General features: G+C 57.7%; 32 protein-coding genes. 15 read left to right on the top strand and 17 right to left on the bottom strand.

Annotated features, from left to right (window positions below):
• Positions 1–443: 443 nt before the first annotated feature.
• From nthB to EB235_RS19810, 4 genes are all read right to left on the bottom strand, one after another.
• Positions 444–1106, bottom strand: a complete 663-nt coding sequence (gene nthB / locus EB235_RS19795; protein ID WP_027029338.1) for a nitrile hydratase subunit beta — start codon at positions 1104–1106, stop codon at positions 444–446.
• Positions 1103–1678: a nitrile hydratase subunit alpha gene (nthA, locus tag EB235_RS19800; RefSeq protein ID WP_080681017.1), complete on the bottom strand. Its 576-nt coding sequence runs from the start codon at positions 1676–1678 to the stop codon at positions 1103–1105. The genes nthB and nthA overlap by 4 nt, the downstream gene beginning before the upstream one ends.
• A 95-nt stretch (positions 1679–1773) precedes the next feature.
• The gene (ssuE, locus tag EB235_RS19805; RefSeq protein WP_080680736.1) at positions 1774–2382 is read right to left on the bottom strand and encodes an NADPH-dependent FMN reductase; all 609 of its coding nucleotides are present in this window, start codon (positions 2380–2382) and stop codon (positions 1774–1776) included.
• A gap of 53 nt (positions 2383–2435) precedes the next feature.
• Positions 2436–3773, bottom strand: a complete 1338-nt coding sequence (locus tag EB235_RS19810; RefSeq protein ID WP_027029336.1) for an LLM class flavin-dependent oxidoreductase — start codon at positions 3771–3773, stop codon at positions 2436–2438.
• A 146-nt stretch (positions 3774–3919) separates the two neighbouring features.
• Here EB235_RS19810 and EB235_RS19815 point away from each other — a divergent pair, with 146 nt between their 5' ends.
• Together EB235_RS19815 and EB235_RS19820 are read left to right on the top strand one after the other, a co-directional pair.
• Positions 3920–4846, top strand: a complete 927-nt coding sequence (locus EB235_RS19815; protein WP_245268758.1) for a LysR substrate-binding domain-containing protein — start codon at positions 3920–3922, stop codon at positions 4844–4846.
• Positions 4847–4927: 81 nt separating this feature from the next.
• A complete protein-coding gene (locus EB235_RS19820) occupies positions 4928–5830 on the top strand; it encodes a LysR family transcriptional regulator (protein WP_032925392.1) in 903 nt (300 codons plus the stop codon).
• A gap of 155 nt (positions 5831–5985) precedes the next feature.
• Here EB235_RS19820 and EB235_RS19825 read toward each other — a convergent pair whose 3' ends face one another.
• The 5 genes from EB235_RS19825 to EB235_RS19845 all read right to left on the bottom strand — a co-directional run bounded on the left by EB235_RS19825 (position 5986) and on the right by EB235_RS19845 (position 11149).
• Positions 5986–6732, bottom strand: coding sequence for an SDR family oxidoreductase (locus EB235_RS19825; RefSeq protein WP_027029333.1), 747 nt, complete (start codon positions 6730–6732; stop codon positions 5986–5988).
• A gap of 893 nt (positions 6733–7625) precedes the next feature.
• Positions 7626–8183, bottom strand: a complete 558-nt coding sequence (locus tag EB235_RS19830; RefSeq protein ID WP_155256270.1) for a VOC family protein — start codon at positions 8181–8183, stop codon at positions 7626–7628.
• A 107-nt stretch (positions 8184–8290) separates the two neighbouring features.
• The gene (locus tag EB235_RS19835) at positions 8291–9331 is read right to left on the bottom strand and encodes a sensor histidine kinase (protein WP_027029331.1); all 1041 of its coding nucleotides are present in this window, start codon (positions 9329–9331) and stop codon (positions 8291–8293) included.
• A complete protein-coding gene (locus EB235_RS19840) occupies positions 9328–10833 on the bottom strand; it encodes an ATPase domain-containing protein (RefSeq protein ID WP_032925390.1) in 1506 nt (501 codons plus the stop codon). Before EB235_RS19840 ends, EB235_RS19835 begins: the two co-directional genes overlap by 4 nt.
• Positions 10834–10861: 28 nt before the next feature.
• On the bottom strand, positions 10862–11149 hold the full coding sequence (locus tag EB235_RS19845) for a deoxyribodipyrimidine photo-lyase (protein ID WP_080680735.1): 288 nt from the start codon (positions 11147–11149) through the stop codon (positions 10862–10864).
• 166 nt (positions 11150–11315) lie between these two features.
• Between EB235_RS19845 and EB235_RS19850 the strand changes: the two genes are divergently transcribed.
• From EB235_RS19850 to EB235_RS19865, 4 genes are all read left to right on the top strand, one after another.
• On the top strand, positions 11316–11552 hold the full coding sequence (locus tag EB235_RS19850) for a hypothetical protein (protein WP_027029329.1): 237 nt from the start codon (positions 11316–11318) through the stop codon (positions 11550–11552).
• Between the two features lie 250 nt (positions 11553–11802).
• Complete coding sequence (locus EB235_RS19855) at positions 11803–12699, top strand: aminoglycoside phosphotransferase family protein (RefSeq protein ID WP_027029328.1); 897 nt, start codon at positions 11803–11805, stop codon at positions 12697–12699.
• A 215-nt stretch (positions 12700–12914) separates the two neighbouring features.
• Entirely contained in the window at positions 12915–13448 is a 534-nt protein-coding gene (locus EB235_RS19860) for a GreA/GreB family elongation factor (RefSeq protein WP_245268757.1), read from the top strand.
• A 155-nt stretch (positions 13449–13603) separates the two neighbouring features.
• Positions 13604–14167, top strand: a complete 564-nt coding sequence (locus EB235_RS19865) for a nucleoside-diphosphate kinase (protein ID WP_027029327.1) — start codon at positions 13604–13606, stop codon at positions 14165–14167.
• Positions 14168–14264: 97 nt separating this feature from the next.
• Here EB235_RS19865 and EB235_RS19870 read toward each other — a convergent pair whose 3' ends face one another.
• On the bottom strand, positions 14265–14876 hold the full coding sequence (locus tag EB235_RS19870) for a class I SAM-dependent methyltransferase (protein WP_032925389.1): 612 nt from the start codon (positions 14874–14876) through the stop codon (positions 14265–14267).
• 453 nt (positions 14877–15329) lie between these two features.
• Here EB235_RS19870 and EB235_RS34815 point away from each other — a divergent pair, with 453 nt between their 5' ends.
• Positions 15330–15743, top strand: a complete 414-nt coding sequence (locus tag EB235_RS34815; protein WP_027029326.1) for a hypothetical protein — start codon at positions 15330–15332, stop codon at positions 15741–15743.
• Positions 15744–16422: 679 nt separating this feature from the next.
• Positions 16423–17046 carry a hypothetical protein gene (locus tag EB235_RS19880; RefSeq protein WP_032925388.1) on the top strand — a complete coding sequence of 208 codons (624 nt, stop codon included), beginning with the start codon at positions 16423–16425 and terminating at the stop codon, positions 17044–17046.
• Between the two features lie 229 nt (positions 17047–17275).
• Here EB235_RS19880 and EB235_RS35190 read toward each other — a convergent pair whose 3' ends face one another.
• Positions 17276–17422, bottom strand: coding sequence for a hypothetical protein (locus EB235_RS35190; protein ID WP_432443031.1), 147 nt, complete (start codon positions 17420–17422; stop codon positions 17276–17278).
• A gap of 540 nt (positions 17423–17962) precedes the next feature.
• Here EB235_RS35190 and EB235_RS19885 point away from each other — a divergent pair.
• The 4 genes from EB235_RS19885 to EB235_RS19900 all read left to right on the top strand — a co-directional run bounded on the left by EB235_RS19885 (position 17963) and on the right by EB235_RS19900 (position 22681).
• Positions 17963–20632: an EAL domain-containing protein gene (locus tag EB235_RS19885; RefSeq protein ID WP_032925387.1), complete on the top strand. Its 2670-nt coding sequence runs from the start codon at positions 17963–17965 to the stop codon at positions 20630–20632.
• 436 nt (positions 20633–21068) lie between these two features.
• Positions 21069–21272, top strand: coding sequence for a transposase (locus tag EB235_RS19890; RefSeq protein ID WP_155256268.1), 204 nt, complete (start codon positions 21069–21071; stop codon positions 21270–21272).
• Between the two features lie 412 nt (positions 21273–21684).
• Positions 21685–22167: a hypothetical protein gene (locus EB235_RS19895; RefSeq protein ID WP_027029324.1), complete on the top strand. Its 483-nt coding sequence runs from the start codon at positions 21685–21687 to the stop codon at positions 22165–22167.
• Positions 22168–22180: 13 nt separating this feature from the next.
• Positions 22181–22681, top strand: a complete 501-nt coding sequence (locus EB235_RS19900) for a hypothetical protein (RefSeq protein ID WP_155256266.1) — start codon at positions 22181–22183, stop codon at positions 22679–22681.
• On the opposite strand, the gene EB235_RS19905 is transcribed toward EB235_RS19900, so the two are convergent.
• The 5 genes from EB235_RS19905 to EB235_RS19925 form a co-directional block, all read right to left on the bottom strand.
• Positions 22659–22982 carry a RusA family crossover junction endodeoxyribonuclease gene (locus EB235_RS19905; RefSeq protein WP_027029322.1) on the bottom strand — a complete coding sequence of 108 codons (324 nt, stop codon included), beginning with the start codon at positions 22980–22982 and terminating at the stop codon, positions 22659–22661. The genes EB235_RS19900 and EB235_RS19905 overlap by 23 nt on opposite strands.
• 109 nt (positions 22983–23091) lie before the next feature.
• Entirely contained in the window at positions 23092–23646 is a 555-nt protein-coding gene (locus EB235_RS19910; RefSeq protein ID WP_027029321.1) for a hypothetical protein, read from the bottom strand.
• A 133-nt stretch (positions 23647–23779) separates the two neighbouring features.
• Positions 23780–24040, bottom strand: a complete 261-nt coding sequence (locus EB235_RS19915; RefSeq protein WP_155256264.1) for a hypothetical protein — start codon at positions 24038–24040, stop codon at positions 23780–23782.
• An 84-nt stretch (positions 24041–24124) separates the two neighbouring features.
• Positions 24125–24802: a DUF4145 domain-containing protein gene (locus tag EB235_RS19920; protein WP_155256262.1), complete on the bottom strand. Its 678-nt coding sequence runs from the start codon at positions 24800–24802 to the stop codon at positions 24125–24127.
• Between the two features lie 153 nt (positions 24803–24955).
• A complete protein-coding gene (locus EB235_RS19925; RefSeq protein WP_208603616.1) occupies positions 24956–25246 on the bottom strand; it encodes a hypothetical protein in 291 nt (96 codons plus the stop codon).
• On the opposite strand from EB235_RS19925, the gene EB235_RS19930 reads away from it, so the two are divergent.
• A complete protein-coding gene (locus tag EB235_RS19930) occupies positions 25217–25702 on the top strand; it encodes a hypothetical protein (RefSeq protein WP_245268755.1) in 486 nt (161 codons plus the stop codon). The two genes, EB235_RS19925 and EB235_RS19930, sit on opposite strands and share 30 nt — an antisense overlap.
• Here EB235_RS19930 and EB235_RS19935 read toward each other — a convergent pair.
• Positions 25665–25901, bottom strand: coding sequence for a hypothetical protein (locus EB235_RS19935; protein WP_155256260.1), 237 nt, complete (start codon positions 25899–25901; stop codon positions 25665–25667). The genes EB235_RS19930 and EB235_RS19935 overlap by 38 nt on opposite strands.
• An 89-nt stretch (positions 25902–25990) precedes the next feature.
• Between EB235_RS19935 and EB235_RS19940 the strand changes: the two genes are divergently transcribed.
• Positions 25991–26227, top strand: a complete 237-nt coding sequence (locus EB235_RS19940) for a hypothetical protein (RefSeq protein ID WP_027029320.1) — start codon at positions 25991–25993, stop codon at positions 26225–26227.
• A 25-nt stretch (positions 26228–26252) separates the two neighbouring features.
• Entirely contained in the window at positions 26253–26474 is a 222-nt protein-coding gene (locus EB235_RS19945; protein WP_027029319.1) for a DUF768 domain-containing protein, read from the top strand.
• The last annotated feature ends 118 nt before the right edge of the window (positions 26475–26592 follow it).

The following is a 26592-nucleotide window of genomic DNA, read 5'->3' on the forward strand; positions in this document are numbered from 1 at the left end:
TTTCCGATACCATCAAAGGAGCATCTACTCTGGTAGTGTGCGATACCGGAAAATGCGGCCCTTGCACGCATGCGGTGACCAGAAATCTGGAGTGATCGAAAGAAAAATGGGCGCTTCCAGCATTCTCTCTGGATGAATGGAGTTACATCGAACGGCAGCTTGGCGCCCCATTTCAGTCATCGACGTCGTCTCTGCGGCATCCTCAAGCCAGACGGTGCGCACGACAGCGCAGGAAATATTTCTCGGAACAGGCGACTTCGCAGCCTTTGGCCTTAAGCTTTGTGTGCTAGCTTTCGAGATCTTGATCGACATGTCGCTTGCGGATCTGGTCGGACGACAAATGCGTAACTCTCTAGCTTGTACGAAGCCACGCACAAGCCGCGATCTTACTCAACCGGCTGCCCTGTAGCAAAAATGTCGTAGGGGACCGATAGGTATGCTCCCTATTGTCGCGCCAGTTCAAGGTAGGTCTCCCAAGCATCTATGGAGACTTTGATGTTGTCGCTACTTGCGGGGCCCCAGAGTTCAGAGCCGTGAAACGCTACCGTGTAGAGCCATTGTGGGCTGGGTCCCTTGCCATGGGCATTCGCGTCCGCAAAAGCATACGAGCCACAGATGGCTTCAACAAAACCAGTCTTCCCGCGCGCATAGCGTGGGAGGCGGGTGTGGCCTTGGGGGCGCTTCTTTCGCGTTACGACCCTGTCGCCGGGCGAGAATCGCGGCTTATCGCTGATTACCAGTTCGGTGGGTCCGGCAGCCAGCATGTCGTCGACCATGTCGGGGCGCAAAATGCAGCTGACGGGCTCAGCTGTCCCTTCGGGGATGCCGGTGAGCAGCTCTTGGCAGGTTACAAAACCGTGGCGCTCCAGCAACGTTTCAAGGCCTCCCATCCAAATCTCGTAATAGCTAGCTCGCAAGTAGTCTGTGGGCGGGATGATCTCATAGGCGTGACGGCACTCATCAAGTGTCCAGGCGCCAAGGCAGCTCGCACATAGCGAAAGACCTAGAGCACGTTTTTCCCAATCGTGATGGAAAACAGGCTCAGCGGCTTCCGGGTTGACGAGGCCAAAGCCTATTTGGCCGCCCAAATCGTGTGGATCATTCATGGTGTCGCGTCCCCGGCGCCAATGAGGCCTACACCAATCATGGCGTCACGAGTCACGAGCCGAGCCAATTCAGTTTCGCCCATCGTCTCGAAACCGGGCGGTGGTTGGGGTATGACAAGGTAGCGCAATTCCGCGGTCGAATCCCAAACGCGTATCTGCGTCTCCTGGCTCAGACTTACCCCGAACTCAGCCAGCACGCTGCGGGGATCCTGCACGACGCGCGAGCGGTATGCCGGCGACTTGTACCAAACCGGCGGCAGGCCAAGCACCGCCCAAGGATAGCAAGAACAAAGCGTACAGACGACAACGTTGTGAACATCCGCGCTATTGAACACTGCCCGCATACGCGTGCCGCGGCGTTCGCCAAAGCCCAGACTGGCAATGGCTGCAGTTGCATCCGTCTTCAGCCAGGCTGCAAACGCTGTTTCCGACCATGCTCGGGCAACCACGGCGGCGCCGTTTCTTGGCCCCACCTTCGTCTCATAAGTCTCCACAATGCGGTCGATAGCTGCGCTATCGACGAGGCCTTTAGCAGTGAGAAGGGTTTCCAATGCTCGAACCCTCGCCTCCATGTCGCTGAAGCGATTGTCATGGTCATGTTGATGGTTGTGCTCATCGTCGTGCACGTGCGCTTCCCCCTGATGCGGCTTGAACCGTGCTCTTGCTGTCAGTTCTGAGCAGCCAACGCCTGTTTTGTATGTTCCACGGACAAAGCCGCGCGCGAGTATTTCACGCCCGGCCTATCCAGATCTTCAGTCAAGGAATGCATGAAATGGTCCCACGCCCGGCGGAGGTCGACGAGGTTCGGATCCTTAAGATTTATGCCACCGATATCCGCAGACAACAGAGTATCGAGCACGAAGTGCGACTGCACGATATGCCTTGCCTTCATCGATTGCAGCACGGGGCGAAGCGCATAATCCAACGCGAGCATGTGGGCGAGGCTGCCGCCTGTTCCGAGAGGAAGGACCACTTTCCCGGCGAGCGCGTATTGTGGCAGGATGTCGAGCGCTGCCTTCAGCAGTCCGCTGAACGATGCCTTGTAGATAGGGGTGGCGACGATAATTCCGTGGGCGTCCTTCACCTTGGCGGCAAATTCGACGAGCGAAGGATGGGAAAAATCCGCCGATAACAGCGCCCGCGGGTCAAGCTCGCCTATCCTCAGATGCTCTGTCTCTATTTCATTGAGACGGATCTCATTTGCGATCGCGTCAGCGAGTGCCGCAGTCCTTGACGTCTTGGAAGGGCTTCCTGAGACGATCAGAACTTTTGCCATGGGGGTCGATCCTTCTTCACCCGTTCATGTCGTTGCGATGGTGCCCAGTTCGATCAGGTCTTCGCGGCGAACCGGTTGGGAGGACGAGGAAGGCCTAGCCGGTCGCGCAGCATGCCCGGCCCGTATTCGGTCCGAACAAGTCCTCGGCGTTGCAGCTTGGGGACCACTTCACGGATGAAATTTTCCCAGTCCTCGGGCAGCAACTGGAACATCAGGACGAAGCCGTCCGCCGCGCCGCTTTCGAACCAGCTTTCAAGCTGGTCGGCCACGTGCGACGCTGTCCCTGCTATCATGTGAACGGAACCGGTGGCGCTGACCTTGCGGGCCAATTGCCTGATCGAAAGGCCTTTGTTCGACTCGTCCTTGATAAGTCCGAGCCAGGTGTGCCAGCCGTTGAAGTTGGCCTCCTGGGGCAGATCCGGGATGGGACCATCTACGGGATAGACAGAAAGGTCGACCCCCGCCCATGTCGACAGCAGGTCTACAGCGACTTCATCGACCATGAACGACTCAAGGTATGCCTGTTTCTCCTCGGCTTCGGCGGTCGACCCGGCCACGACCGGAACGATGCCCGGGAGAAGTCGGAACCCGCTGGGATCGCGCCCGAATTTGGCAAGCCTCGCCATCATGTCGGCGCGGTATTCGATTGCCTGCGCTTGGTTCTTGAGGATCGCAAACTGGAGCTCCGCGTGCTTGGCAGCCAAGTCCCTGCCTGCTCCCGACGATCCTGCCTGCACAATGACTGGATGGCCTTGCGGCGGCCTCGAGATGTTGAGCGGGCCTCTGATCTTAAAATATTCCCCTTGGTGATTTAACAAGTGTACCTTTTCGCTTCGCGCGAAGACGCCTGACTGTTTATCAATGGTGAGTGCATCGTCCTCCCAGCTGTCCCAGAGCGCCTTCGCGACGTCGAGGAACTCGGTCGCGCGCTGATACCGCAAACCGTGGTCGATGTTGGCGTCACGGCCAAAATTCATGGCCTCCTCCTCGAGCCCCGATGTGACGACGTTCCACGCCACGCGGCCTTTGCTGATATGATCGATCGACGCGAACATCCTGGCCGTATGAAACGGCTCAGTGTAGGACGTCGAGCCTGTCACCATGAAGCCGATGTCCTTGGTGACGGCAGACAATGCCGAAACCAGGGTAAGAGGTTCCAGGCGCGGGTTGGCGTAGTGGGGGATGCCGCTGCCGAGGCCGTTCCAGATACCCAAATGGTCCGCGATGAACACCGCGTCGAGCTTCGCGGCTTCAGCCATGACGACAAGTCGCCGATAATAGTCGAAGTCCAGGAAGTCATCGGCAGGGGCGCGGGGATGCCGCCATGACATTCGGTAGTCGCCGTGCGGATTGAAGAAGAACGGCAGTAGGATCATCTGTCCGCGGGGCATTGGCGCTGTCCAGTCCATGGGTGCGCGAGGCGCCTTGTGGTGTTCACGCTATGCGCAAAATCGATCCTTTGAAAAAGATTTATAATGTACAATAGGAAAGCCAGACTTATCGATCGAGGTTCACCCGCGTGTCAGGAATATTCTCCTTGAAGGGCCTTGAAGCGTTCGAGACCGCCGCACGCCGCGGTAGTTTCGTGGCTGCTGCCGAAGAGCTTTCGATCTCAGCGGCCGCTGTCAGCCAGCTCATCCGTGGCCTGGAGGATCACGTCGGACGAAAACTGTTTCATCGGATCAAGCGCCGCGTGGAGCTGACTGAAGCGGGCATTGAGATCCACCCAAGGCTGAGCCAAGCGTTCGATGAGCTGCGGCGCGTTTCCGATGAACTAGCGCAGAAGGACTCGGTCGCGGCGCTTGTTATATCGGTCGCTCCCTCCACGGCCATGGGGTGGCTAGCCCCTAGACTTCCTCGATTCGTCGAGACACATGGCTGGGTGGACGTATCACTCCGAGGCGAGGAAGATCCGGTCGCTTTCGAGAAGGAAGGGATCGACATTCGATTGTCATATGGCTCGTCCCACTATCGCAGCCTCGAGACGGAGATTCTATTGACAGACGCGGTCTATCCGGTTTGCTCTCCCTCCTACATCTCGCGGCATGGAGCGATCGACAAAGGCGCGGACTTGCGGTCTCGTCGCCTGGTTCACACTGACTGGGGGCCTTCGAATGCTTCGTTCCCATCATGGCAGAGCTGGTTCGAGGCCTACCAGCTGACTCCTGGAGCCAAGAGCCGTCGCGGGATGACGGCGAATACGTCGATGGCCGCGCTCGATCTTGCACGCGGCGGGTTGGGAGTCGCGCTAGCTCAGGGACTCTACTGCGCGGACTTTATTGAGAGCGGCGAATTGCTGGTTGTCGGAAAACCTCTGACGTTGCCCAGTCCTTATTCCATTGTCATTCCGCCGCGCAGCCACGCCCGTGCGGCGATGGCCGCCTTCAAGACCTGGTTCGTTGCCGAAATCCGCGCATGTGTCCTGTCGGAAACTTTGCTTGCCGCCGCAGGGACGGCGTCGTGATCTTGACTCTGGCTCAGTTGTACAAACTATCCCTGTACCCTGTTCGATAGGTTCGGTGAGCATTTGGATCGACTGCAAGCTATGGAAATGCTGGTGTCTTCAGTTGAGCAAGGTAGCTTGTCGGCTGCTGCGAGAAAGTTGCGTATTCCTGTTGCCACACTCACTCGACACATCAACGACCTTGAGGCACTGGTTGGTACGAAGCTGCTTGTCCGATCGACGCGCAAGCTTGACCTCACAGATGCAGGCGCAGATTATTTAGCTGCTGCTAAGCAAATCTTGGAGCAGGTTGACGAACAACAGCGTCGTGCGGCGGGTGAATTCACGGCCCCCCGAGGCGAGCTTGTCATTACAGCTCCAGTGCAGGTTGCGCGCCTGCGTCTGCTGCCCGTTGTCGATCAATTTTTGGCGCAATATCCTGAGATAAGAATTCGGCTCCTGCAGTCCGACCGCAATGTCGATCTCATCGATGCACACGTTGATGTTGCGATCCGTATCGGGCATCTGCGCGACAGCAGTTTAGTCGCAACGCGCGTTGGAAGTCTGCGGGCGGTGGTGGTCGCTAGTACGGAGCTACTGACGAAACGGGGCATGCCGGCTACTCCAGAAGACCTACGCGGTTATCCCTGCGTGGTCTTCGATAGCCCGAACCTTTCGACGTGGCATTTTCGCAATCCGGATACTGGGGAAATTTCGACGATCGCAGAAGTGCCACGACTGTTGGTGTCATCGCCGGATGCCGCTGTGGATGCCGCGATCGACGGAATCGGCGCTACGCTCGTCCTTGAACACGATGTTGCCGCTGCGGTGAGCGCGGGAAAGCTGCGCCATATTCTGCAGGAGTTCGAGGTCGAACCAATCCCGGTTCATCTCTTACACCTCTCCCGAAAAGTAATGCCGATGAAGCTCCGCGCTTTCATCGACTTCGCCGTACCAAAGCTGCGGGAGAAGCTGGCCGAGTTTGGGCGTGTCCCATCTGTCTAGCAGGGCAACTGCAGCGCTTTCGGATCGCAGCGCCCAGTGCTTTGCAAGGCCTCGGTGTCAAAAAGAACGACCCGCCGCCTGCGATCAAGATCGAAGCGACAGGCCGGGTTGAACGTTAGTTCTTGTCGTCATCCGGCGTTTTGCGCCGAAGTTGGTTAGAACTGGGTCAGGCCGCCATCCACCACCAGTTCTGTGCCGGTGGTGTATGAGGAGTCATCGCTGGCCAGAAAGAGCGCGGTCTTTGCGAGTTCTACCGCTTCGCCGAAACGCTTGAGGCCAATCCTCTGTGTGATGCCGGCAGCAACCTCTGACAGGGCGGCGTCAGGCAGTCCGATCTTTCCGTAGAATGGGGTTGCGATGGCTCCAGGGCTAAGCGCGTTCACACGGATGCCGCGCGGCGCCAATTCCGCACCCAGGGTACGGACAAGGGACCGGGTCGCCGCCTTGGTCGCGGCCAATATCGATAGGCCCGGATAGCCGATCGTGTTGAGGAACGAGGTAGTGACGATGATGCTTCCCCCCTTAGGGATGATCGCCGCTGTCTTCTGGATCGTGAAGAACGTGCCGGTGAAATTGAGCGCGAGGTTGTCGGCAAGATACGCCTCGGTCACCGCCTCAAGCGGCACGACGGTGGTGGCGCCGGCATTGGCGAAAACGACGTCGATATGACCGAACCTGGCCCGAGTATCCTCGACCGCCTGCTCGATCTCGGCCACATTGCGAAGATCGGCCCGTACCAGTAGTGCCTTTCCGTCCAATGCCTTGCCAGCCTCGGCCAAGTGTTCTTCGTTCGAGCCAACCAAGACTATGTTGGCGCCTTCAGCTTGGAATAGCTTTGCGGTCTCAAGGCCGATACCGGAAGAACCTCCGGTGATAAAGGCTACTTTGTTCTTCAACTTCATTATAGTCTCTCTCCATTCGAATTGGACTGCGGAACATCAGATCAAGCCAAGGCTGACCACTGCCAAGAATGATCCACCTCGCTTGAAATGAGAATGCAGTTCGCCAACTGGAAATGGAATGCGTAGAAATCGAGCAACATCTAACCGAAATATGGAGAGATTGGGGTCTTTCGCGAGTCTAACGGACCAGCGAAATTGACATTCATTGCGCATGCTTGGAAAAGCATTCCGGCATTTTACCAATCATGTCTGGGATCAACTGGTTCCGCCGCTCAAGCCTTATCTGATGGCGCAGCAGGCCCAGTTCCGAGTTGCACGGAACAGCTTGAACCGCCGGCAGGCCATGCGCGATCGAACTGTTGACGGGCTGCGCGGCCTGCGACGTGCCAGATCATAGACCTCGCGGAACTCCTTGATGACGTTCTCATGCTGAACCCTGCGGAGGTTTCGCAAGACCAGATCCTTATCGAGGACGATCGGGAGCCACCACCGGGCATAGCCGACGCGAAACGCCGAACGTGCTTGCGTGCCGCCTTGATGACCGTGAAGAACAGCTGTCGGCTGAGCTCGCGGCGGAATGTATCGTACAAGCCCTTTCGATTCTGGATGGCATTGATTTGCATGGACAGGCGATCGAAACGAGCAGCGGCTTGGCGATCTCGACGACTTGATACAACAACAGTTGATCCAGCGAACCCGTACGGCCGACAAGCTCGACGCCATTGGCGGCGACAGCGCGGTTTACGAGGCAAACTTTGCCCGATGACTGTGAACTCGAACGGCAGCTTACCGACGAGCGCTTCCTGGAAGCAGGCCGTCCGGATACGGCCCAATCTCAGCCGTTGTCGGCGCAAACTGATTTGGACAGGCCCCGGATCCAGCGTCCTGGACGGTCACGTTGGATAACGCGCGGGCTCTACGCCGACAACATTCCGCTCCTCGTCCGTGGTGAACGTTCCCTTCGTTTGATCCAATATTACAAGCACGTTGCCGAAAGGATCACAAAGACGGGCGCATCGCCCGATCGCGATGTCGAAGGCTGGTTCCACTGCCTTTCCGGCCGCTGCCAAAAATTCTCGAAATGCCGTGTCCACATCATCAACCAGAATATCGGTCTCTGGACCAACACGAAGATGAACTACTAGTTCTGCATCAGTTTCAGGCAACGCAAATCCGGCGGCTTCCGCGTCCCGCCAGATAAGCGCATGGCTGAGCCGATCCCGATAAAAGGATATCGCTTCCTTAAGATCGCTTACACGCAGCAGATAGTTGTCGAATTTTCGAAACAACGGTTTTTTGGCGGCCACACTGCACAAGATTATACTTCCGTACGTGTTCCGCAACGACTCAATTGCTGTCCAGCTTGCAACAGCTTTTGTATCGCGCGAAGGGCAGCTTCCCGGCTGTTCGAGCGCAAATCTGTCCGTCAGCAAACGCTTTTCGGCAGCCACAAGCTGCCAAGCCGCTACCATATTTGCGCTTTAGACGGAGTGGGGACACCAGGATCAGCGATCGGAGTCATCGCTGCCTTCGAACCGGCCAGCCACGCGCGCCGCCGTCAATAGCCAGGCACCAGCCTGGTCTCACGCACAGGCAAAGCCATTGCGAAGTGGAAACCGTCGCGGTGGTAGTTCAATTCGAGCTTGGCATCGCACTGCACCGCCACAACCTTCTCAAGCAGCGTCGTGCCGAAACCGCGCCTTTTGGGCTGCTCTACCGCAGGACCGCCCTTTTCCAGCCAATTAAGATTGACGACCCTAGCGTCGCCTGAGCTGCCGACCGACCACCTAATTTCAAGGCGGCCTTGAGGTCGAGATAATGCACCATACTTCGATGAATTGGATGCAAGCTCATGGAACGCCATACCGACCGGTATCGCAATGTCAGCGACTAGCGACACATCCGGTCCCTCGAGCAATACGCGGGACTTGTCGCTGGTATCGTAATGTCGCAGCTCCGATTCAAGCAGCTTATGTAAGGAAGCCATCTGCCAGTAGTCGTCGGTCAGCATCGAGTGCGTGTCAGCCAGAGAAACAATTCTGGCCGAGAAATCTCGCGTGAAGTCCTCCACGCTGCCACTCGACCTAGCGGTCGCACTCATCATTGCACGGACATTGGCCAACGTGTTTTTGACACGGTGATGGAGTTCTCGGATCAACAACTTCTGCCGATCGGCTATTTCCTGCCTCTGTTCAATATAGGACTTCACCTCAAGTTGGCGGGCACGGGCGCGCAGTGCGGAGCGCACAGAATTTGCCAGGCTGGAGGCCAGGAACGGTCGCTCCAGGACAATAAGGTAGCCATCCAGAAACGACAGCCGCTTGTCGATTTCTGTTCCCCGCATGCTCAAGAGCACGATCGGGAAATCCGACCACGTTGGTTGGTGCTCCAACCAGGATGCAAATTGATTTCGGTCGGAGCTGATCAGGGCCTCCTCGGCAACCACCAGACACTGGGCCTCGTCCAGATGCGAAAGGGTTTCATTCAGGCTTGGGCAGATGTGCGAGCGGATTTCATTCGTGGCGAGTATCGACGCCGCAATCTTTGCGTCACGTCCCACTGGCGCAAGTATGAGCACACCGCAGTCAGATGGCATCACGATGCCTTGTCGTTGAGGAGATCGCCCTGCTTGCCCTCATAGGTAGGCACACCAGTCAAAATCCCCCGGAACTCTTCCAACGGCTCCCCAACGGCGAGGCCCGCCGCACTGATCTTGAATTCGCGGATGGTATCCTCATGAGGGCCAACGCGCTTTTTGACGACCGATATAGCCCGTCTCAGCCGGCCGCCGCTTTCAAAGAACCGCAGCAGCATGACCGAATCGCAGAGGTAGGTCATGTCGACAGGAGAGGCCATTTGCCCGATCAGTCCATGATTGGCCAAAAGCAGGATTGTCACAACACCCTTCTGGTTAAGGTAGGTGAGGATCTCGTGCATCTGCAACACGAGATGCTGCTCCTCCGACATTGCGTTGAGGTAACCAGTCAAACTATCGATCACCACAATTCTCGCATTCGATTGCTCGACAGCCGACTGGACGCGTGACGACAACTCGCCCGGCGACAATTCTGCAGGATCAACCTGTTCCAGCAACAAGCTCCCATCGTTGGCAAACGGCTGCAGGTCCATGCCCAGCCCTGAGGCACGCGCCAGGAAGATGCGCTTGGTCTCATCGAACAACAGGACGAGCACGTGTTCACCGCGCTTCAGAGCGGCATAGCAATAAGTACAGGCAATGGTTGATTTCCCAACACCAGATGGGCCCATGAGCAGGGTGCTGGTGCCGCGTTCAAGGCCGCCGCCAACCAGCGTATCGACAGAACTGTCGCTGACGGCCACAGTCCCGTGCTCGGCCACGTCGTGTTCGGCGGCAACTAGACGGGGAAAGACGCTAACCCCACCGGGGCGAATGACGAAATCGTGGAAGCCGCCGCGGATCTGGACACCGCGCATCTTGATCACACGAAGCCGTCGACGTTCCCCTCCATAGATTGGCGAAAGCTGCTCCATGCGGATCACGCCGTGGCTGATCGAATGCAAGTTGAGATCATCATGCTCGGCAGTGAGGTCATCCAGTAGAAGCACAGTGACGTTGTTTAGGAGAAAGAAGCTCTTCAACGCCAAGACCTGCCGCCGGTAGCGCAACGATCCTTGTGACAGAAGGCGGATCTCCGACAAGGAGTCGAACACGACCCGATCCGGTTTGATGCGCTCGATTTCGGCAAGCGCGGACTGCACCGTCTCACCCAATTCCAGATCGGAGGAGTGCACCAAGGTCTGAAGCTGCGACGGGTCGAGACTTAGCTCTGGCGGCACCAGTTCGAGTATTTCGATGCCCTCGAGTGAAAAGCCGTGCCGGTCAGCTACGGATCGCAGTTCTCGCTTACTTTCGGAGAGGGTTATATAAAGACATTTCTCGCCGGTCTCCGCGCCATGGATCAGGAACTGGAGACCGAGGGTTGTTTTGCCTGAACCCGGCCTGCCCTCGACGAGATGTGAACGGAATTTCGCATACCCGCCCCGCAGGACATAATCGAGGCCGCTAACGCCGGATGGTATAGGTGAAGCGTCATCCTGGTCCACGTTGCCTCGCTCATGCATTTCGTGAACAGCCTAACGGATGGCGATTTCAATGGTTCCGCTTCGCACGGCAAAACGAGGCCGTTTCAAGCGCTGTCCAAAGCAGGCTTGCGCTGATTGCCGGACGCGGTGGCGATCGATGGAGCCACCCCCGCCTTGCTTCCCCTGCCAGACGCGAGTCCTGCAGACCTTCGTCGAGAATGAAAAGCAGTATGAGGGGGCTGCCCGCGTCGACTGCGGACGACAGTGTCCGATTGTTCAAAATGCGTAGGTCGTTGCGGAACAGGACGATGATGGGTCGGCTGTCATTCGCGTCCGTCGCTTGTCGGAGTGCCAATCAGCGTTGTGCCGTCGCAAATGCTTATGAAGGAATCCGTTGCCGTTACATCATAGTTTAATGACGGCCGATAGCGACGCTGCCAAAATGATCAGGTTGGCGAGCCCTCTTTGGGCTTCGCTGCTTGGGAGCGACCATCGCACCCTCTCGTCTTTGGAGGCGTCTGATGCATAACCGACCAGTGCGCTCTTACTGCGAAGCATTTTATCCCAACGACCTCGACGCACTAAAAGCCGTTTTTGACTGCCTGTGTGTTGAATTTCATGTGCTTCCCGACACCTCACACGCGCAAGAAATCGCTGCGGAACTCATTAGGCTTTTCCAGACCGGCATGGCTGATGACGATATGTTGAAGATTGCGATGCGCGCCCGCTGGAATAATTACTGCAAGGTAGCTGGTTAAGACCTTTGGCTCCTATCTCTGTCACAATCTGGCGGCGGTACGGATTTTAGCGCAACATTCGCAAGCACTTTGGCATCAGGTCGCTATGTCCGCTTTTCGCGTTGCCCACATTTTTAGCGGACGATCTGCTGTCGGCCCCCGTGCAGACATATCGCAACTTGGTGGGAGAGGAGTGGCGAGCGGTCATTGTACCGTGCACCCGATAAAAGCCATTTGCCGTTCATAGTCAGCTTGGCACGACGAGAACCCAATGATGCATGACGATCAGGTGGATATCGACATCGATATCGCTCGCCAGATGATCCGCGATCAGTTTCCCCAGTATCGCCATGAGGAAATCACCTCGGTGAAGTCCTCGGGAACCGTTAATGCAATCTTCCGCATTGGCGCGAAGAGCGCCGCGCGGTTTCCACTGCGGGCAATGAATCCGACCGACTGCGCCGATATGCTTCGGTCAGAGGCCGCTGCCATGGTTGAGCTTGGGGAACATTGCCCGTTTCCGACGCCCCAGCCGATTGCACTCGGTGAGCCAGGTCCTCACTATCCAATGCCATGGGCATTGCAGACGTGGATCGAAGGCGAAGTTGCCACGCCGCGCGGGCTAAGTGGATCGACGACGTTCGCCCTGGACCTTGCACACCTCGTGGCATCGTTGCGCAAAGCAGACACAAGGGGGCGACGCTTCGACGGGCAAGGACGTGGCGGACATCTCTCCGATCATGACGACTGGCTGGCTGTTTGTTTTGAAAACAGCGAGGGCCTTCTCGATGTGGCTCGGCTGCGCGATTTGTGGGCTGGCTTGCGCGAGTTGCCATCGCCAGAGCCTGTCGTGATGAGTCACAGGGACCTTATCCCGGCAAACCTTCTCGTCCAGAGCGGGCGCCTTGTCGGCGTGCTTGATGGCGGCAGTTTCGGACCAGCCGACCCATCGCTGGATCTGGTAGTCGCGTGGCATCTTCTGGACCGCGAACGAAGGGCGACGTTTCGGCGCCACCTTCAAGTTGAGGATCTCTGGTGGAAGCGTGGTGCTGCCTGGGCTTTCCAGCGGGCAATGGGTCTCGTCTGGTACTACCGTCGCACCAACCCCGCCATGAGTGAACTGGGGCGCAGCACGATCTCTCGCATTCTCGACGATCCGGAAATCTGAATCGAGCAGCCCCTCCGCCGTGCTGGCGGCGGCGCACTGCAGAGCCGCGCCTTGACTTCGCAAATCGCGTCCCCAACTATAGCTTTATGTGCACCGCCGCCAAAATCCTTAGCGATTTTCTTTTCCGGGTTTGCCCCATAGCGGGATCGTAACCCCCGGCTCGGTGGCCATGCGCGCCTCGGGCCGAGGGGTAACATCTAACATCGACATGTGAATTGGCGCAGGGTCGCATCAGTCCCTGCAGCAGCATCGGCGCATTCAGCAATAAACTTTCGTCGCACCGACAACCGTTGACGACCCTTCTGCGGGTCCCAGGCGCGGGGCAGAAGCATGAGTATTCAAATGCAAGACAACACGAAAACCCGGAGCAAGCCGATTATCCGCATCGCACAGTCGGAGCACGCACGTTTGTCGGCGCTAGCGAACACCGTTGCCGCCCGAAAGGCTCGGTCTCCGCCGACACCGTGCGGATGGGCTCGATTGTGACGTTCAAGCCCGACACCGGTGATCCCAAAACGGTCACGCTGGTTTTCCCTGGCGATGCGGACATCTCCCAAGGCAACGTTTCGATCCTTACGCCGATTGGCACGGCTTTGATGGGCCTCTCGGCCGGGCAGTCGATCATGTGGACCGCCAGGGATGGACGCCAGCACCAGTTGCTGGTGCTTCAAGTGAGCCAGCCAGCTCCGGAAGGCGATACAGCCGATCAGCGCGTGGCATCGTTTTCGACAATTGCGACGCGCGTCTAGCCATGGGCGTTTCCATCCGTCTCCTCAATCATGCGGGCAGCCTCATCGCGGGAGTGTGACCCCTGCGCCGGCCAATCCTGGCCAGGCACAGGGGTAGCTCTCCCCGATCAACGCTTGACGCCGGATCCCTGCACAGGGCCGGCCGGAGACTCGCCATGCCCACTATCGATAGCTGCCAACTGACCACCAAGGACTACAGCATTCTTGAAGTGATGCAGGAACGCCGACCTGCCCGCGGCGTTGCCTTGTCGGCTATCCTTCAACGCAAGATTTCGAGCGCGGTTGTAGTGTTTCGCGAAGACATCCCTGCCAGCGTCGTGACACTCAGTACCCGCGTGGCCTATCGGGTGAACGACGGCCCAGCCGAAACTCGCATCGTCGCCCATGACGAGATGCGCGGTCTGGTTGGAATGCTTTTGCCCATCACCAATCCACGCGGCCTGGCGCTGCTTGGTCTGGCCGAAGGTCAGTCCATATCCATTCCGACGACGAACGGAGGCCTTGAAACATTGACGGTGCATGAAGTGGTTTATCAGCCGGAAGCCGCAAGGCGCGAGAGACTGAAGTTGGCGGGGGCTGCTGCGTCGGGCTCGCGGCGACCGGGCGGACCAGTTCTCCGCGTCGTCCATCGTTCCCATGAGGCCCAGGACAAAGCGGCAACGCAAGTCATGGCGGCTTTAGACACCGGGTTCGACGACCCGGGTCCGTCGGCCGCGTGATAGGCTCGACGACGAGCATCCGGCAGGCGATCGATGCGATCGTGCGGCTCCTGAAGTCGTTAGAGCGATATCGGATCAGGTCGCTTTATTATCAGACCTATGGACGCACACCTGTCGCCACGAGCCACGCGGTTTCCAGGCTCTGTCTCCGAACCTCGGTGTCGTCGAACCCTGCGTCTTGCAAGGCAGCAATGACTTCGTCAGGCTCGCGCGGTGTGAAGATGTCGGCTGGCATTTTCATCCGATCCATATGCGCCTTCGGGAGGAAGCCAAGCACGACTCGCCCGCCTGGCTTGAGAACGCGTGCCAGCTCTGCGGCTCCAGCTCCAAGGCCTTCCCAGAAGTACACTGTGTGAACGCTGAGGGCCTTGTCGAATGTGGCATCCGGAACCGGCAGATTCTCCACCGTCCCGAGTCGGAACTCGGCTCGTCCGGCCCGCACTGTATCGGCGAACCGGCGCGCGGCAGCGTCCACGACATCCTGTGAGCGATCTACACCGCAGACGAATGCTGCGCGCCGAAGAAACAGCGGCAATAAAGGTCCGCCGCCGAATCCAACCTCCACGGCACGATCTTCCGAAACCAACTGCAATTGATCGATAGCGAAGCTGTTCAGCCGGGCATTGCCACGGTTCATGCCGGCGCGGACTAGCCAACCGCCGACTCCGCTCGGCCAGGAAAGCTGTTTCGCTAAAAACCTTGGAGCCATTCGATTCCCCACCTGGCTTGAACATAGAGCCGGGAGGCAACTTCTCACCCGTTGGATCAGCCGACTCTATGAAGTCGCTTCATCATCCTATGGAAATTCCGATCAAATCAAGTCGAGCGGCTTTGACGGACATCCGCACTCCTCACCCTGAGAAGCCGTACCGTTTATGGGAAGGCGCCACTCAGTGGCCGATGCTATGGTTGAGCTTCGGAAACATTGCCCGTCTCCGAAGCCTCAGCCGATTGGACTTGGTGAGCGAGGTCCCCACTATCCAATGCCATGGGCATTGCAGACGTGGATCGAAGGCGAGGTTGCCACGCCGCGCGGGCTAAGTGGTTCGACGACGTTCGCTCTCGACCTTGCACACCTCGTGGCATCCTTGCGCCAGACACACGCGGCCGACACTTCGACGGGCAAGGACGTGGCGCACATCTCTCCAATCATGACGATTGGATGGGTGTTTGTTTTGAGAACAGCGAAGGCCTTCTCGATGTGCCTCGACTGCGCGATTTGTGGTCTCGCTTGCGGGAGTTGCCGTTCGCCGCGCCTGTCAGGATGCGGGATTTGGTCTCTAAAGTCACCCGTCGCGCCAGCCAGGGAAAAAGCAAGCTGAACGTCGCCTATGCAATCGGGTTGTGCTGCAATCGGGTTGTGCTTCGGCGCCTTTTTCTCAGCATCGGTCGTGAGTCGGGCATTGCTCTGGCTGTGCGCAGCTGGGGCGCTGCTGAAACGCGTCCGGTGGTCGCCAACGGGTTATCTTTCGTCATCTTTGTTGGCGTTTCTATCTCCGTTCGGGGCGGGTTCGAGTTGGCAGCCGCATTTCTGCATTTCGTAGCTAAGGCTATCTGGCTTTGCGTAGATTTGTAGCGACGTGCAAGGAGGTCCTAGCCAAGCGTTCTGAAGACTACTCAGCGACCCGAAATGCACTGGCTTTTCCGCCTGCTGCGTTTCTAACCCTTATCCAAGGTTTTCCAGGTGCCTTGCCAGGCATCAAGGGCTTGGGGATGGTTTTCACCACTGCATGAACGGGGCTCTGCGCAGCAACCGAAACGGTGCGCACGACTTTCCGACCACTCATCAAGTCAATCCGAAAGCTTTCCATCGGCTCGCTCCTCGCTGGCGAATGTAACACTTCGTCTAAAAAGAAGGATTAACAAATGGCTTTTTCCCGAGAAAATGAATCGCTTGCCCGTGTGCTTGCGCACGAAAGCGGCTATTCGAACCATCCCGCCGACCCTGGAGCCCGACGATGAGGGCATAACCCAGCGCGTCTATGATGGCTATCGCAAGGGCAGGGCCTCGCCACTCACTTACCGCTATCACCTGTCCCGCCAAAAATTCTCTGACTTGGTACGCCACCGTCGGCCTCGCTTCGAATTATAAATCAGGTATTTCGCCTTTAATTTAGATATTAGACATGTCTGATATAAAAAAGAAATCCTCTTTCGAGGAAAGTCCTACCGTTAAGCACCCGAGAAGCTCCGCCTGTCGTTATTAGCTCACAGTCGAATTTCCGGCTGTCGAAGCAACGCAACAGGAGAGTGTCATGAATTCTTTCGTGAAGACCTTCGCCAGGACTCTGGCTAGCAGTGCATTCGTTCTCGCAATTTCACTTCCCGTGGATGCCGGTGGAATCGGCGTCGGCGCTGGCGCATCCGTAGGGGGCGGCGGCGGCGTAAATGCTGGCGTTGGCGCCTCTGTCGGCGGAGCTGGTGGCATCGGCGTTGGAGCCGGGGCATCCATTGGCGGGGCGGGCGGCGTTAACGCCGGAGCCGGCGCTAACGTCGGCGGATCAAACGGAGTGAGCGCTGGTCTCGGCGCTTCTGTCGGCGGCAACAACGGCGTGAGTGCCGGGGCTGGAGCCAATGTTGGGGGTACCGGCGGGATCACCGCTGGCTTAGGTGCCGACGTCGGCGGCACAAGCGGTGTGGGCGTGGGTGTGGGCATTGGCATTGGTGGAACAAACCCAAGCAATCCGTCAAACCCAAGCAATCCGAGTAACCCCAGCAATCCTTCGAACCCCAGCAATCCAAGTCTGTCGAGCAAGGTGGCCCAGATGTCGGACGGCAAAATCGCACGCCTTAAGAAGCGGTGCGCGGACGTGCTCAGCAGTGAAGGCGCGTACGATCGCGATCTGCGTCAACTCTGCCTGCTGATCGCCAGCCGTTAAGCTACTGAGCGCGAGGCTTGTTCCGCACTCTCCAGACCTCGCGCTCGAAAGCCCGTCGCCTCATGGCGGCGGGTTTTTCCTTTCCGGGAACCGCGCAGGTAATTGAAGTTGCCAATGCCGACAGTGTTCCTCCAGGCTTGTCGCTGGCCAAGGTGCGGTTTTTGGCCGGCCCGCGCATCGCTCAAGATGTCGCGGGTCTCAGACCTAGATGGCGGACACATGAGCAAGATCAGAGACCTGGCTGCGATAGGGAAGCCAGTGCTAGGCATGCTGCTCGGCGGCCTGTCGGCCCGATCTTCCCGCCGACCGGAAGGCCACGCATCATCTCAAAGGCTGTAATGGCGTGCCGCAGGTTGCCACCGTCATGCCCGTCGATACCTTCTGGCGACGCCCCCGCCCGGTCGAGCGATACTTATAACCGGACGATAGACGGCGAGGGCGTGTCTCCCGTGGGGTTTGCGTAAATTCCGTCGAAGGGGCGGCGCCTCCTGCATTGAACGTACTGCCGGCGGTCAGGGATCGATCTTCCACGCCGGGGGTCGAACGCCGAAATTGCGTCTAGCTGCGCTGCGTTGATGGGATGGTGACGCCGCTGTCGCCAGGCAGGCAAAGGCTGTCAATGCAACAACGCCAAGACCGTGCTGGCGATAAAGGTAGTTATAGATGGGCTGAGAGCGCCACGGACGGGGAGTGTTCCTGGGAGCGAAAACAGCCGCTATCGACATTCTCCCGGATTGGTTACCGATATCTTACGGCAGGCCTATGCAAATCATAAGAGTACCGATTAGACCCAGGGTCAGTCGAAGGCCACCAGGCCGGTTCACCTGCCATTAGTAACTGTAGACCACTGTGCGCATGCTTTAACTTGCGGCGACGTGATTTGCCATGTTTCGGGCAATAAGGCGAGGTACTGTGCTTGGTCACCAAATCACTCAAGAACGCCGTCAACACTTCTGAGGCGGCAAGCCTGACTGCCCTATCAAAACTGACGATCACCTCATACGAGACACTCGAGCTTGAGCTCCGCGCCACGATTGCAGCGCTCGAAGGGCAGGCGCTTCGTTTCGAGACAGCGATCGACAACATCACCCAAGGGATCTGTTTCTTTAACGCCGATCAGAAGCTTATTTTGTGCAATCGTCGATATGCGGAAATTTACCGGATTGCCCCTGAGCTTTTGCTTCCCGGGCTGACCCTTAGCGAAATCGTTGAACTCCGCGAGGCCGCCGGCACATCTGCAATGCCCGGCGACGCCTACCTCGCAATGGCCCGGTCGGTCAATTCGGGCTCCACTTCAAAAATATGGACCGCCAGTCTTGCTGATGGTCGAACAATTCAGATTTGTCATCAGCCAATGTCGGACGGCAGTTGGGTTGCCACACATGACGACGTCACCGAGCGCATTGCCAGTCGTCAGATCCTCGACGAGCGTATTTCCCTGCAGGCGTTGATCGACTGGGTGCCCGACTATTTATGGGTCAAGGACGCCGAAAGTCGCTTCGTCATCGTTAACAGGGCGCTCGCCGCCGACAGCGGCTTCGAGAAGACCAGCGACATGATCGGCCTGACCGATTTCGAACTTCACGCGCCGGAACTCGCCCAGAAATTTCGCCGCATTGAGCAGCGTGTTCTCGACAGCGGACAACCGATGGTCGACGAGGAGGAGTTTGTTGTTGACGCCTCCGGGGCAGGCAAGTGGCTTTCATCCACCAAGGTTCCGTTGCGCAATATCGAGGACAATGTCTTCGGACTTGTCGGCATCGCCCATGACATCACCGCCCGCAGGCGGGCGGACATCCTGCTAAATGGGCAGGCGCATATCCTCGAAATGATTGCGACGGGCGCTCCGCTCGAGGACGTTCTCGACCGACTGATGCGCCTGGTGGAAGCCCAGCTTAAAGGCATATTCGGTTCCGTGCTGCTTCTTGACAAGGACGGCAGCCATCTCCGGCACGGTGCGGCCCCGAGTTTGGCGAAAGATTACACGAACGCCATAGACGGGGTCGCCATCGGCCCCAAGGTGGGATCCTGCGGGACTGCCGTCTACCGCCGCGAACCGGTCATTGTCACCGATGTCATGCAAGACCCTCTGTGGGAGGATTACCGCGATCTGGCATCGGCCTTCGGCTACCGTTCATGCTGGTCGACCCCAATCATCTCGCAGAGCGCCGTGCTGGGTGTCTTTGCGATGTATTCGATGACGGTACGAGAGCCAACCGAAGCCGAGAGCCAGCTGATTGATTTTACCACCCGCATCGCTGGCATCGCAATCCAACGCAAACGGGCTGAAGATCAGATTCACTTCATGGCCAATCATGATGTGCTCACCGGACTTCCCAATCGCGCTTTGCTTGAAGACCGACTTTCGCAAGCGATCTTGTATGCGCAACGATACGACCGCTGGGTGGCTGTGGTGTTCATCGACCTGGACAACTTCAAACTCTTCAACGACACACTTGGGCACAAAGCCGGCGATGAGCTCTTAAAGATCGTCGCCGGCCGTATGGTCGAATGCGTGAAGGCGACCGACACAGTGGTGCGACTTGGTGGCGATGAGTTTGTCATCGTGCTGTTCGACCAGCCTAAAAACGTCGAACTCGCTTCCGAGACCCTGCAAAACCTTCGAGCGGCTATTGCGGAACCGGTTCAGATCGGCGAGCGTCAGGTAAGCGCGACGGCCAGCATAGGCATCGCGAACTACCCCAGAGATGGCAAGCACTCCGATACGCTTCTGGCCAACGCCGATGCGGCAATGTATCGGGCAAAGGAACTCGGCCGCGACAACGTGCAGTTCTACGCTCCGGAGTTCAACACCAGAGCGCGCGAAAAGATCGAGCTTCAGGAGGAGTTGCGAAAAGCATTGGCATGTTCGCAGTTTAGTCTGGTGTATCAGCCGCAGGTCGATCTTCGTTCCGGGCAGGTCTTTGCGGTCGAAGCGTTAATACGCTGGCAGCACCCGACGCGGGGCGCCATGGCGCCCATGAACTTCATTCCAACAGCTGAGGAAACGGGTCTGATCGTGCCGATCGGCGACTGGGTACTGCACGAGGCCTGCAGGCAAAACAAGGCCTGGCAGCTATTGGGCCTACCGCCGATGACCGTTTGCGTGAACGTGTCGGCACGGCAATTCAGGGAAAAGGCCCTGGTTGGACGCGTCGTCAATGCGCTGGAGGAAAGTGGCTTAGAGGCTCAATATCTCGAGCTGGAGCTTACGGAAAGCCTGATCATGCAGGACATCGACTTGGCAGTCGCAACGATGAACGAACTGCAGCGCCTGGGCGTCCATATCTCCATCGATGATTTCGGAACGGGTTACTCCAGCCTGAGTGCTCTCAAAACTTTTCCGCTTGCCCGGCTAAAGATCGACAAGTCGTTCATCAAGGACGTCGCCAACGACCAGAGCAGCAGGGCTCTTGCCAGCGCGATGATTTCGTTGGGTCAAAAGCTGAACATGAGGGTTATTGCCGAGGGCGTCGAAACGGATGATCAGGTGGCCTTCCTCCGCGAAAGCCATTGTGACGAGATGCAGGGAAATTACTTCAGCAAGCCGATTTCAGCGCAAGCCATCGAAATATTGCTCGGCTGAGACTACGGCAAAGAACTATGGCGTGAACCCATAAACTTGGAGCGGTCGCGCGGACGTCCGCTTTGGTTCCGATGACGAACGTGTCGGACATGGCCCTATGTCCGACAAGTGCCAAAAGGCGAAGTTATTTGATCGAACGGCGGCGGGTTTCCGCTAGCTACTCGTTTAACCATTTCAAATGGCGTCTTGAGCGATTGACTGACGGCGGACCGAAGTCGTGACGACGCTCTCGTCGAACTGCCGGCCAAGATTGGCCAGGATTGGAAAGACGGATAGTTGATGGGGCGAGGCGCAAAATCATTAGGTATGGTTGGCTAATCCCGGAAGCTTTTTCCGCGCCACGTATTGGGCAGAGTGAGCGCCTCCCCGAAAATCGGACAGTGACGGAAGCTACGAACTGACGTCTGCTGATCTCCAAGGACGAGGAGATCAGAATATGCGCAAACGCAGGAATCATGACGCGGGCTTCAAGGCTCGCGTGGCGCTAGATGCCGTGAAGGGCGAGCGCACCATGTCGGAGTTGGCCGCGGATTATGGCGTGCATCCGACGATGATCCACCAGTGGAAGAAGGCGCTGCTTGACGGGGCGGCGGACATCTTCGAGCGGGGCACGAAGATGGCTGCGAAATCTGGAGGGTGAAGTGATGCACCTCATTCGAGGACCCAAGGCGTACACGCCGGTCGAGCTGGCGTTTGCTGGCGCTAAAGCCCGAGAGTTGCGTGCGGAAATCCGGCAGTGCGCGGCCATCCAGCCCGAAGTGACGGCGGTGCAAAAGACCTTCTGCTACGAGACGGCCACATCGCAAGCGAAGCTTCGCTATTACAGGCGAAAAACGAGGGGCACGCCGGGTCGGCCGCAGCGGCACAATCGCCGAACACCAGCCTCTGAAATTCCAGTGTTCAAAGACTCGGTCATGTCAGCTGCGAGCATGCCGCTCCCCGCCACCGAACCGGGATTGCGTGCTACCGATGAGCGGAGGGCGAGGTATTTCCAGCGCGGTCGCGCTTAACTCAACCGATACCTCCTGATATGCGTTCTGTCGGGGGATTCAATGAACCTAAGACGCGGGCTGTTTCGAGTGTGGATAGTGGCCAGCATTTGCTGGCTGATCTTTGTCGGGAGCGTCACCTACTGGGGCGTCCAGCGCCAGATCGCCGAGGGCGATGCCTTTCAACGGATGAAGCGGGACGGGTTTGTCATAGGCACGTTCTGCGATGAGGCCAAAGGTCAGGAGAATGTCGATTTCGACAAGGCCGGTAAGGCGTTCAACGAGGCTATGAAGGATACTGCCGGGCAGGAGCGGGAGTGGTGCCAATACTCACTTGCGGGATATCACAAAGCCCACCCCGAAGAGGCGTCCAAAACCGACGATCAGATCCTTGCAGCGAATTTCATAACGGATGATAGCCACCCTTGGCAGACGGCCTTCTACGGCCTTGTAGCTGCTGCGGCTGCGCCCCTCGCGGTGCTGCTCGTCTGGTTTGTTGGTACGTGGGTGATGGCCGGATTCCGCAAAAGCGAAAAGCCGAGCTAGCTGGAGGGTGGCGATGAACCTGAGGCGTGGCTTATTTAGAGTGTGGGTGTTGATCACCATCGCATGGTTTGTGGCCGTCGGGGCTTTTGCCTACAGCACCTTGCAGCACAGACCAAACCGAATGCCCGTCGCTACCAGAATCATGAGCGGAGACAAACCTGTCGTTGAGATGCTGTGCAGCGAAGCCCGAGGAAAGCTCGGAACTGACTTCTCGACATCTGACACTGGGGTGCCAGGCCCGTGGGATGACTACACGAAGCTCAATGTCGGCACGCGGTGCTATTATTTGATGCCTGCTTACCGTGCGACCTACCCGGAATATGCATCCCTCAGTGATGATCAGCTATTCGGCGATTATGGGCTGCTGTCAGGAGTGAGCGTCAATCCGTGGCCTGTCATCTGGCGAATCCTGGTCGTCGGCGTCAGCGGATCGCTCGCGCTCTTGCTGGTGGGTTGGCTTGTCCTCTGGGCAGGCGCCGGGTTTGCGAAGCCTAGACAGCCTCCACCCGCATAAGCATCCGATCAAAACCGCCGTAGCATTTGGCGACGGTCAGCCGGACCACCTGCGCATCGCCGCTCCACCCACCGGCAGCCGTCATGGCGTCCAAAACCGACTTAGCCAGGTTGTCGACATCCCCGCGCGGCCAGCCGCCTTCTAGGCGTCCTTGTCGTTGCTTTTTGCTATCGCTCTTAGGGGGTAGCTCCACACACTCAATCACAACGCTCAGGCGGCCCGCTAATAGCGACTTGACCTGTTTTCGTAGGTCAACTTCGGCCTGCTTTTTCCAGGCGATGTATGTTTTCGGGTAATGCACGCCCCAGCGTGTGATCCTCGGCCGGGGACACGGTGGCGTCTTGTAGGGCAGAACAAATTCCAGTCACGACACGATGGGACACGCCAAGCCGCGCGACAAGCACTTTCGTTCATGCTGGTCCGGTGCAGGTCACGTCTATGACTGCGTAGCCGCACTTGTTCCCACCTACGTCGGAAATCTTATTCGTCCCAAATGACTGGCATTTGCTCTTTGCCCAAGCTTGCTCATCAGTGCCGCAGGCCAAGTGTATTGTTTCACTCGGGCATTTTTCGGCTATCTCGCCGATACAGATTTTGTAGTGGATCGTGGCATCGGCTCTGCCGCTGTTTGAGCCGCCAGACGGCCTCAGTAGGGCTACGATGGTAATTAACGCCGCCAGCACCGCGACAATAACGAAGGCCGCCAATATCATCATGTCACGTCGGGCGCGGATTTCGAGTTGCTTGATTACAATGTCAGTTCGCTGTTTTTGAGTTAACCCCGCCGTCTCGACAGAAAAACGCTCCGCAATCGCTAAGACTACATCCCCGCGCTCTTGCGCAGAAGCCTGTTTTACCATTTCAATGGCGGCGTTCAGGCGGCTGCGATACGCATACACGCCCGCAGCCACCAGGAAGGCCAGCAGGCTGACCCAAGTGCTTATGTGTTGCGCTGCCTCAAACATGAAGCCTAGCCCCCAGCTTTGACAGCAAGCACTTTATTATACCGTTCGGTAGATGGAAGCCTCTATTTCAACATGCCAAATGAACTGATTGGTTTTCCTTTTCTTCGCCACTTCTCCCCGTCGCATGAGGGACTCAGTTGCGGCCGAGAACGCCGACAAGCACCTTATTGCCCGTCTTGTTTCCGCACCGGCACAGCAGCTTGCCGCCGATGCTGTGAAGGTACTGGTTGCCATACTGGCGCATCACCTTCGCCGTATCCAGCCATCCAATATGACCGCACCTGGCACACTTGGCGCCCAGCACCTCCCATTCCCTAAGACCTTGCACCGTACCGTAGACGCCCGTTGAAGCCTCATACTCATGGTGGCGAACAGGAGGGATGGATGCGGTCAAATCAATTCCGCGTCGAAGTCTCATGGCTGTGCTCAACACTCGGGATAGGAATATGTTCCCGTTTCGTTCCACAGAGTCAAGTGCTCAAAATTCGCCGTCTTTCACCGACAGGCGGGCGGTCATCTTATCAAGCCGATCCTGCCGCCCGTCCACCAAATCGGCAATGATAAGCTCGACCAGCTCAAAACAATCAATCAAGGTTTCAAATTTGGCTTTGCCGGAATGGCTGGCGTAATTTCCGACGTTGCGAAGGGCGTTGAACGTCTTCTTGTGGCCCGGCTTCTTTGCCTCCAGCCGCTCGATCCGGTGGTAGAGCTTCAAGTCGTACTCTTCACCCTTGGCATTGATGTCGGTGCGCAGGATCTCAAAATGGTCCATCAGGAATTCGAGGAACACCCTGATGCGGTTCGCGCACGATGCTGGATCGACCCACAACAGTTCAAACGCCTTTCGCAGATGCGCAGCCAGCTCCTTCTTCAGCCTCGTGGATAGGGGGAAGACCGGCGGCGCGGGGAACATTTGCCGAGGTGTGTAGTAGGTGGAGTCGAAGGTCACCATTTCGCCAACACTCTCCTCGAATTGCTCATGGCGTTCGTGACTAACCCGCCCGCAGGACGCCACCACCTCTCCGCAAATTTTGTTGCTGCACACCAAAAAGCAGATGTAGCGTTCGGTCACATGTTCCGGTTCCCAGCTCCCATCGGATTGTTCAGAAACGGAATAGGCCGTTTCCTTTGTCTGCAAGCTGTCTCTGAGCAGCACCAGTTGGCCAGTCCTGCATCGAGGGCATGGAAATTTGGGAAACGAACTGTAGTAGGGGCGGCAGATGTTTCTTTCCACGGATCACCAGGGAACTGAGTCAGCATTCTTGAATAGAACACTTAGCTTGCTCCAGCCAGCTCGTCCGCACAGTGTTTAGCTGAGCCAGCGTACAAGCAGATTCCGGCGCTCGATGACCTGATTTCCGACCGCCAGCTTCACGTCGCGGATGAACGCGGCCAGCGACGGCAGCTTGCCTTCACCCCAGATGGCCCATTTGTAGGCCTTGCGGATGGCGTACAGCGGGTATTCCTCCAACTCATCAGCCCAGACCTCCACCATAGCGTTCAGCTTCCCCCGGTCCCCTGTGTAGAGGTTAAAGGCGGCGAACATCTTGAGGATCTGAACTTCGAGCTCATGCGCGACGAAGCCAAGGCGATCTTCCACCTGATCGACGAAGCCGGCATTGAGGGGATGGTGTCGAAGCGGCGCGACAGCAAATATCGCAGCGGCCGTTCGACAAGCTGGCTGAAGATCAAGAGTTACGTGATCGACGAATACGAGCTGCTTGCCGTTGAACGCGAGATGGGGAAGACCGCATTCGCCCTGATGGCAGATCGCGCCACCGGGAAATATGTCGGCTCCGCCTTCATCAACTCCATCCGGGCGATCCGCGCGCGGCTCTGGAAGCGCGTCCAGGAGCATGCCGACCCCGCACCGAAGGGTATGAAGCGGCTGGCAACACAATGGGTCAAGCCGGGTCTGATCGGCCGAGTGAAGCACCTGCGCGGCGAGGAAGACTTACGGCATGCCCCACTGCAGGATTTCTGGGATGAGGATGCTGGCCGGGCTTTGGGTTCGAAAGTCAAAATCGCTGACACATTGCGGAAGAAAGCCACCTGACGAACATATCAAGAGCCTGCTCGTGCAGACGGTCGACGGGTCGCAAAGCCAGAAAATCGTCGATCGATATCCGGTCCTGCGGCGCTGGCGGCGTGCCGCCGACGACGACCTCGATAAACAGGTCAAGCTCATCAGCGATGAACGATAGCCTCCATGCTGCCTGAGGGTTGTCTGCCAAAATCATTGATTGAATGGTCATTGCGGGCACCTCCGTGTCTAGCAAGCTCGCCATTTCCCCTCCGCCCGTCTATCCTCAAATTCCGGTATTGACGGTGGAAGTGAACCGAAATGGTTGTTGCGAAGAAGGACCAGGAGCGCGCCGGCTACGCCTGGATGTATGGCGCACAGGCCAGCAGAGACGGGCAACTGCGCATCGTACCCGACTATTGGCAGAATTGGGCTGAGGCCTGGCTGCAAAGCTTTGACGGCGTTCCGCTGGACGGCGCTGTCAAGGCGAAGCCGATCAGCGACCAGATGGAAGCCGAGGTGGACGAGAGCGCAGTCGAAAAGCCGGCGGGAACCTAGGCGCTAGCCTGAGCTTATGAGCTCCATGAGCGCACGAGGCATCAACTTTTTCGATGAATGGCTACGAGACAACCTGCCGACTATCTCGGGCGCCGACGTGATCTCTGTTGCCGAAGCGATCCAGAAGATGTTTCGGGATGCGAAACTGCGGGGCATCGGGAGCGAGGAAATCGAGGTAGAGACAGGAAGTGTTTACGAGAGGGTAGTCGACGCGATCGTCCATTACGTTCCAGAGCTTCCCAAATGAGCACCCGTGGCATCAATTTCCTCGACAAATCGATGGCAGAACAGCTGCCCGGAACCGCGACAGACGATCCAGCCGTGATCAGCAACCTTGCGGACAAAGCGATGAAGGCGGCAGACGC

This window comes from Mesorhizobium loti R88b (assembly GCF_013170845.1).
GTDB lineage: Bacteria > Pseudomonadota > Alphaproteobacteria > Rhizobiales > Rhizobiaceae > Mesorhizobium > Mesorhizobium loti_B.

Bases quoted from the DNA above. Each gene is read 5' to 3' on its own strand.
- EB235_RS19900 (WP_155256266.1), top strand. From the start codon at position 22,181: ATGAACCTGAGGCGTGGCTTATTTAGAGTGTGGGTGTTGATCACCATC.
- EB235_RS19855 (WP_027029328.1), top strand. From the start codon at position 11,803: ATGATGCATGACGATCAGGTGGATATCGACATCGATATCGCTCGCCAG.
- EB235_RS19810 (WP_027029336.1), bottom strand. From the start codon at position 3,773: ATGCCCCGCGGACAGATGATCCTACTGCCGTTCTTCTTCAATCCGCAC.
- EB235_RS19825 (WP_027029333.1), bottom strand. From the start codon at position 6,732: ATGAAGTTGAAGAACAAAGTAGCCTTTATCACCGGAGGTTCTTCCGGT.
- nthA (WP_080681017.1), bottom strand. From the start codon at position 1,678: ATGGAGGCGAGGGTTCGAGCATTGGAAACCCTTCTCACTGCTAAAGGC.
- EB235_RS19850 (WP_027029329.1), top strand. From the start codon at position 11,316: ATGCATAACCGACCAGTGCGCTCTTACTGCGAAGCATTTTATCCCAAC.
- EB235_RS19940 (WP_027029320.1), top strand. From the start codon at position 25,991: ATGGTTGTTGCGAAGAAGGACCAGGAGCGCGCCGGCTACGCCTGGATG.
- EB235_RS19870 (WP_032925389.1), bottom strand. From the start codon at position 14,876: ATGGCTCCAAGGTTTTTAGCGAAACAGCTTTCCTGGCCGAGCGGAGTC.
- EB235_RS19930 (WP_245268755.1), top strand. From the start codon at position 25,217: ATGCGCGACGAAGCCAAGGCGATCTTCCACCTGATCGACGAAGCCGGC.
- EB235_RS19820 (WP_032925392.1), top strand. From the start codon at position 4,928: ATGGAAATGCTGGTGTCTTCAGTTGAGCAAGGTAGCTTGTCGGCTGCT.
- nthB (WP_027029338.1), bottom strand. From the start codon at position 1,106: ATGAATGATCCACACGATTTGGGCGGCCAAATAGGCTTTGGCCTCGTC.
- EB235_RS19895 (WP_027029324.1), top strand. From the start codon at position 21,685: ATGAACCTAAGACGCGGGCTGTTTCGAGTGTGGATAGTGGCCAGCATT.
- EB235_RS19880 (WP_032925388.1), top strand. From the start codon at position 16,423: ATGAATTCTTTCGTGAAGACCTTCGCCAGGACTCTGGCTAGCAGTGCA.
- EB235_RS19910 (WP_027029321.1), bottom strand. From the start codon at position 23,646: ATGTTTGAGGCAGCGCAACACATAAGCACTTGGGTCAGCCTGCTGGCC.
- EB235_RS19935 (WP_155256260.1), bottom strand. From the start codon at position 25,901: ATGACCATTCAATCAATGATTTTGGCAGACAACCCTCAGGCAGCATGG.
- EB235_RS19890 (WP_155256268.1), top strand. From the start codon at position 21,069: ATGCGCAAACGCAGGAATCATGACGCGGGCTTCAAGGCTCGCGTGGCG.
- EB235_RS19840 (WP_032925390.1), bottom strand. From the start codon at position 10,833: ATGCATGAGCGAGGCAACGTGGACCAGGATGACGCTTCACCTATACCA.
- EB235_RS19865 (WP_027029327.1), top strand. From the start codon at position 13,604: ATGCCCACTATCGATAGCTGCCAACTGACCACCAAGGACTACAGCATT.
- ssuE (WP_080680736.1), bottom strand. From the start codon at position 2,382: ATGGCAAAAGTTCTGATCGTCTCAGGAAGCCCTTCCAAGACGTCAAGG.
- EB235_RS34815 (WP_027029326.1), top strand. From the start codon at position 15,330: ATGGGTGTTTGTTTTGAGAACAGCGAAGGCCTTCTCGATGTGCCTCGA.
- EB235_RS19945 (WP_027029319.1), top strand. From the start codon at position 26,253: ATGAGCGCACGAGGCATCAACTTTTTCGATGAATGGCTACGAGACAAC.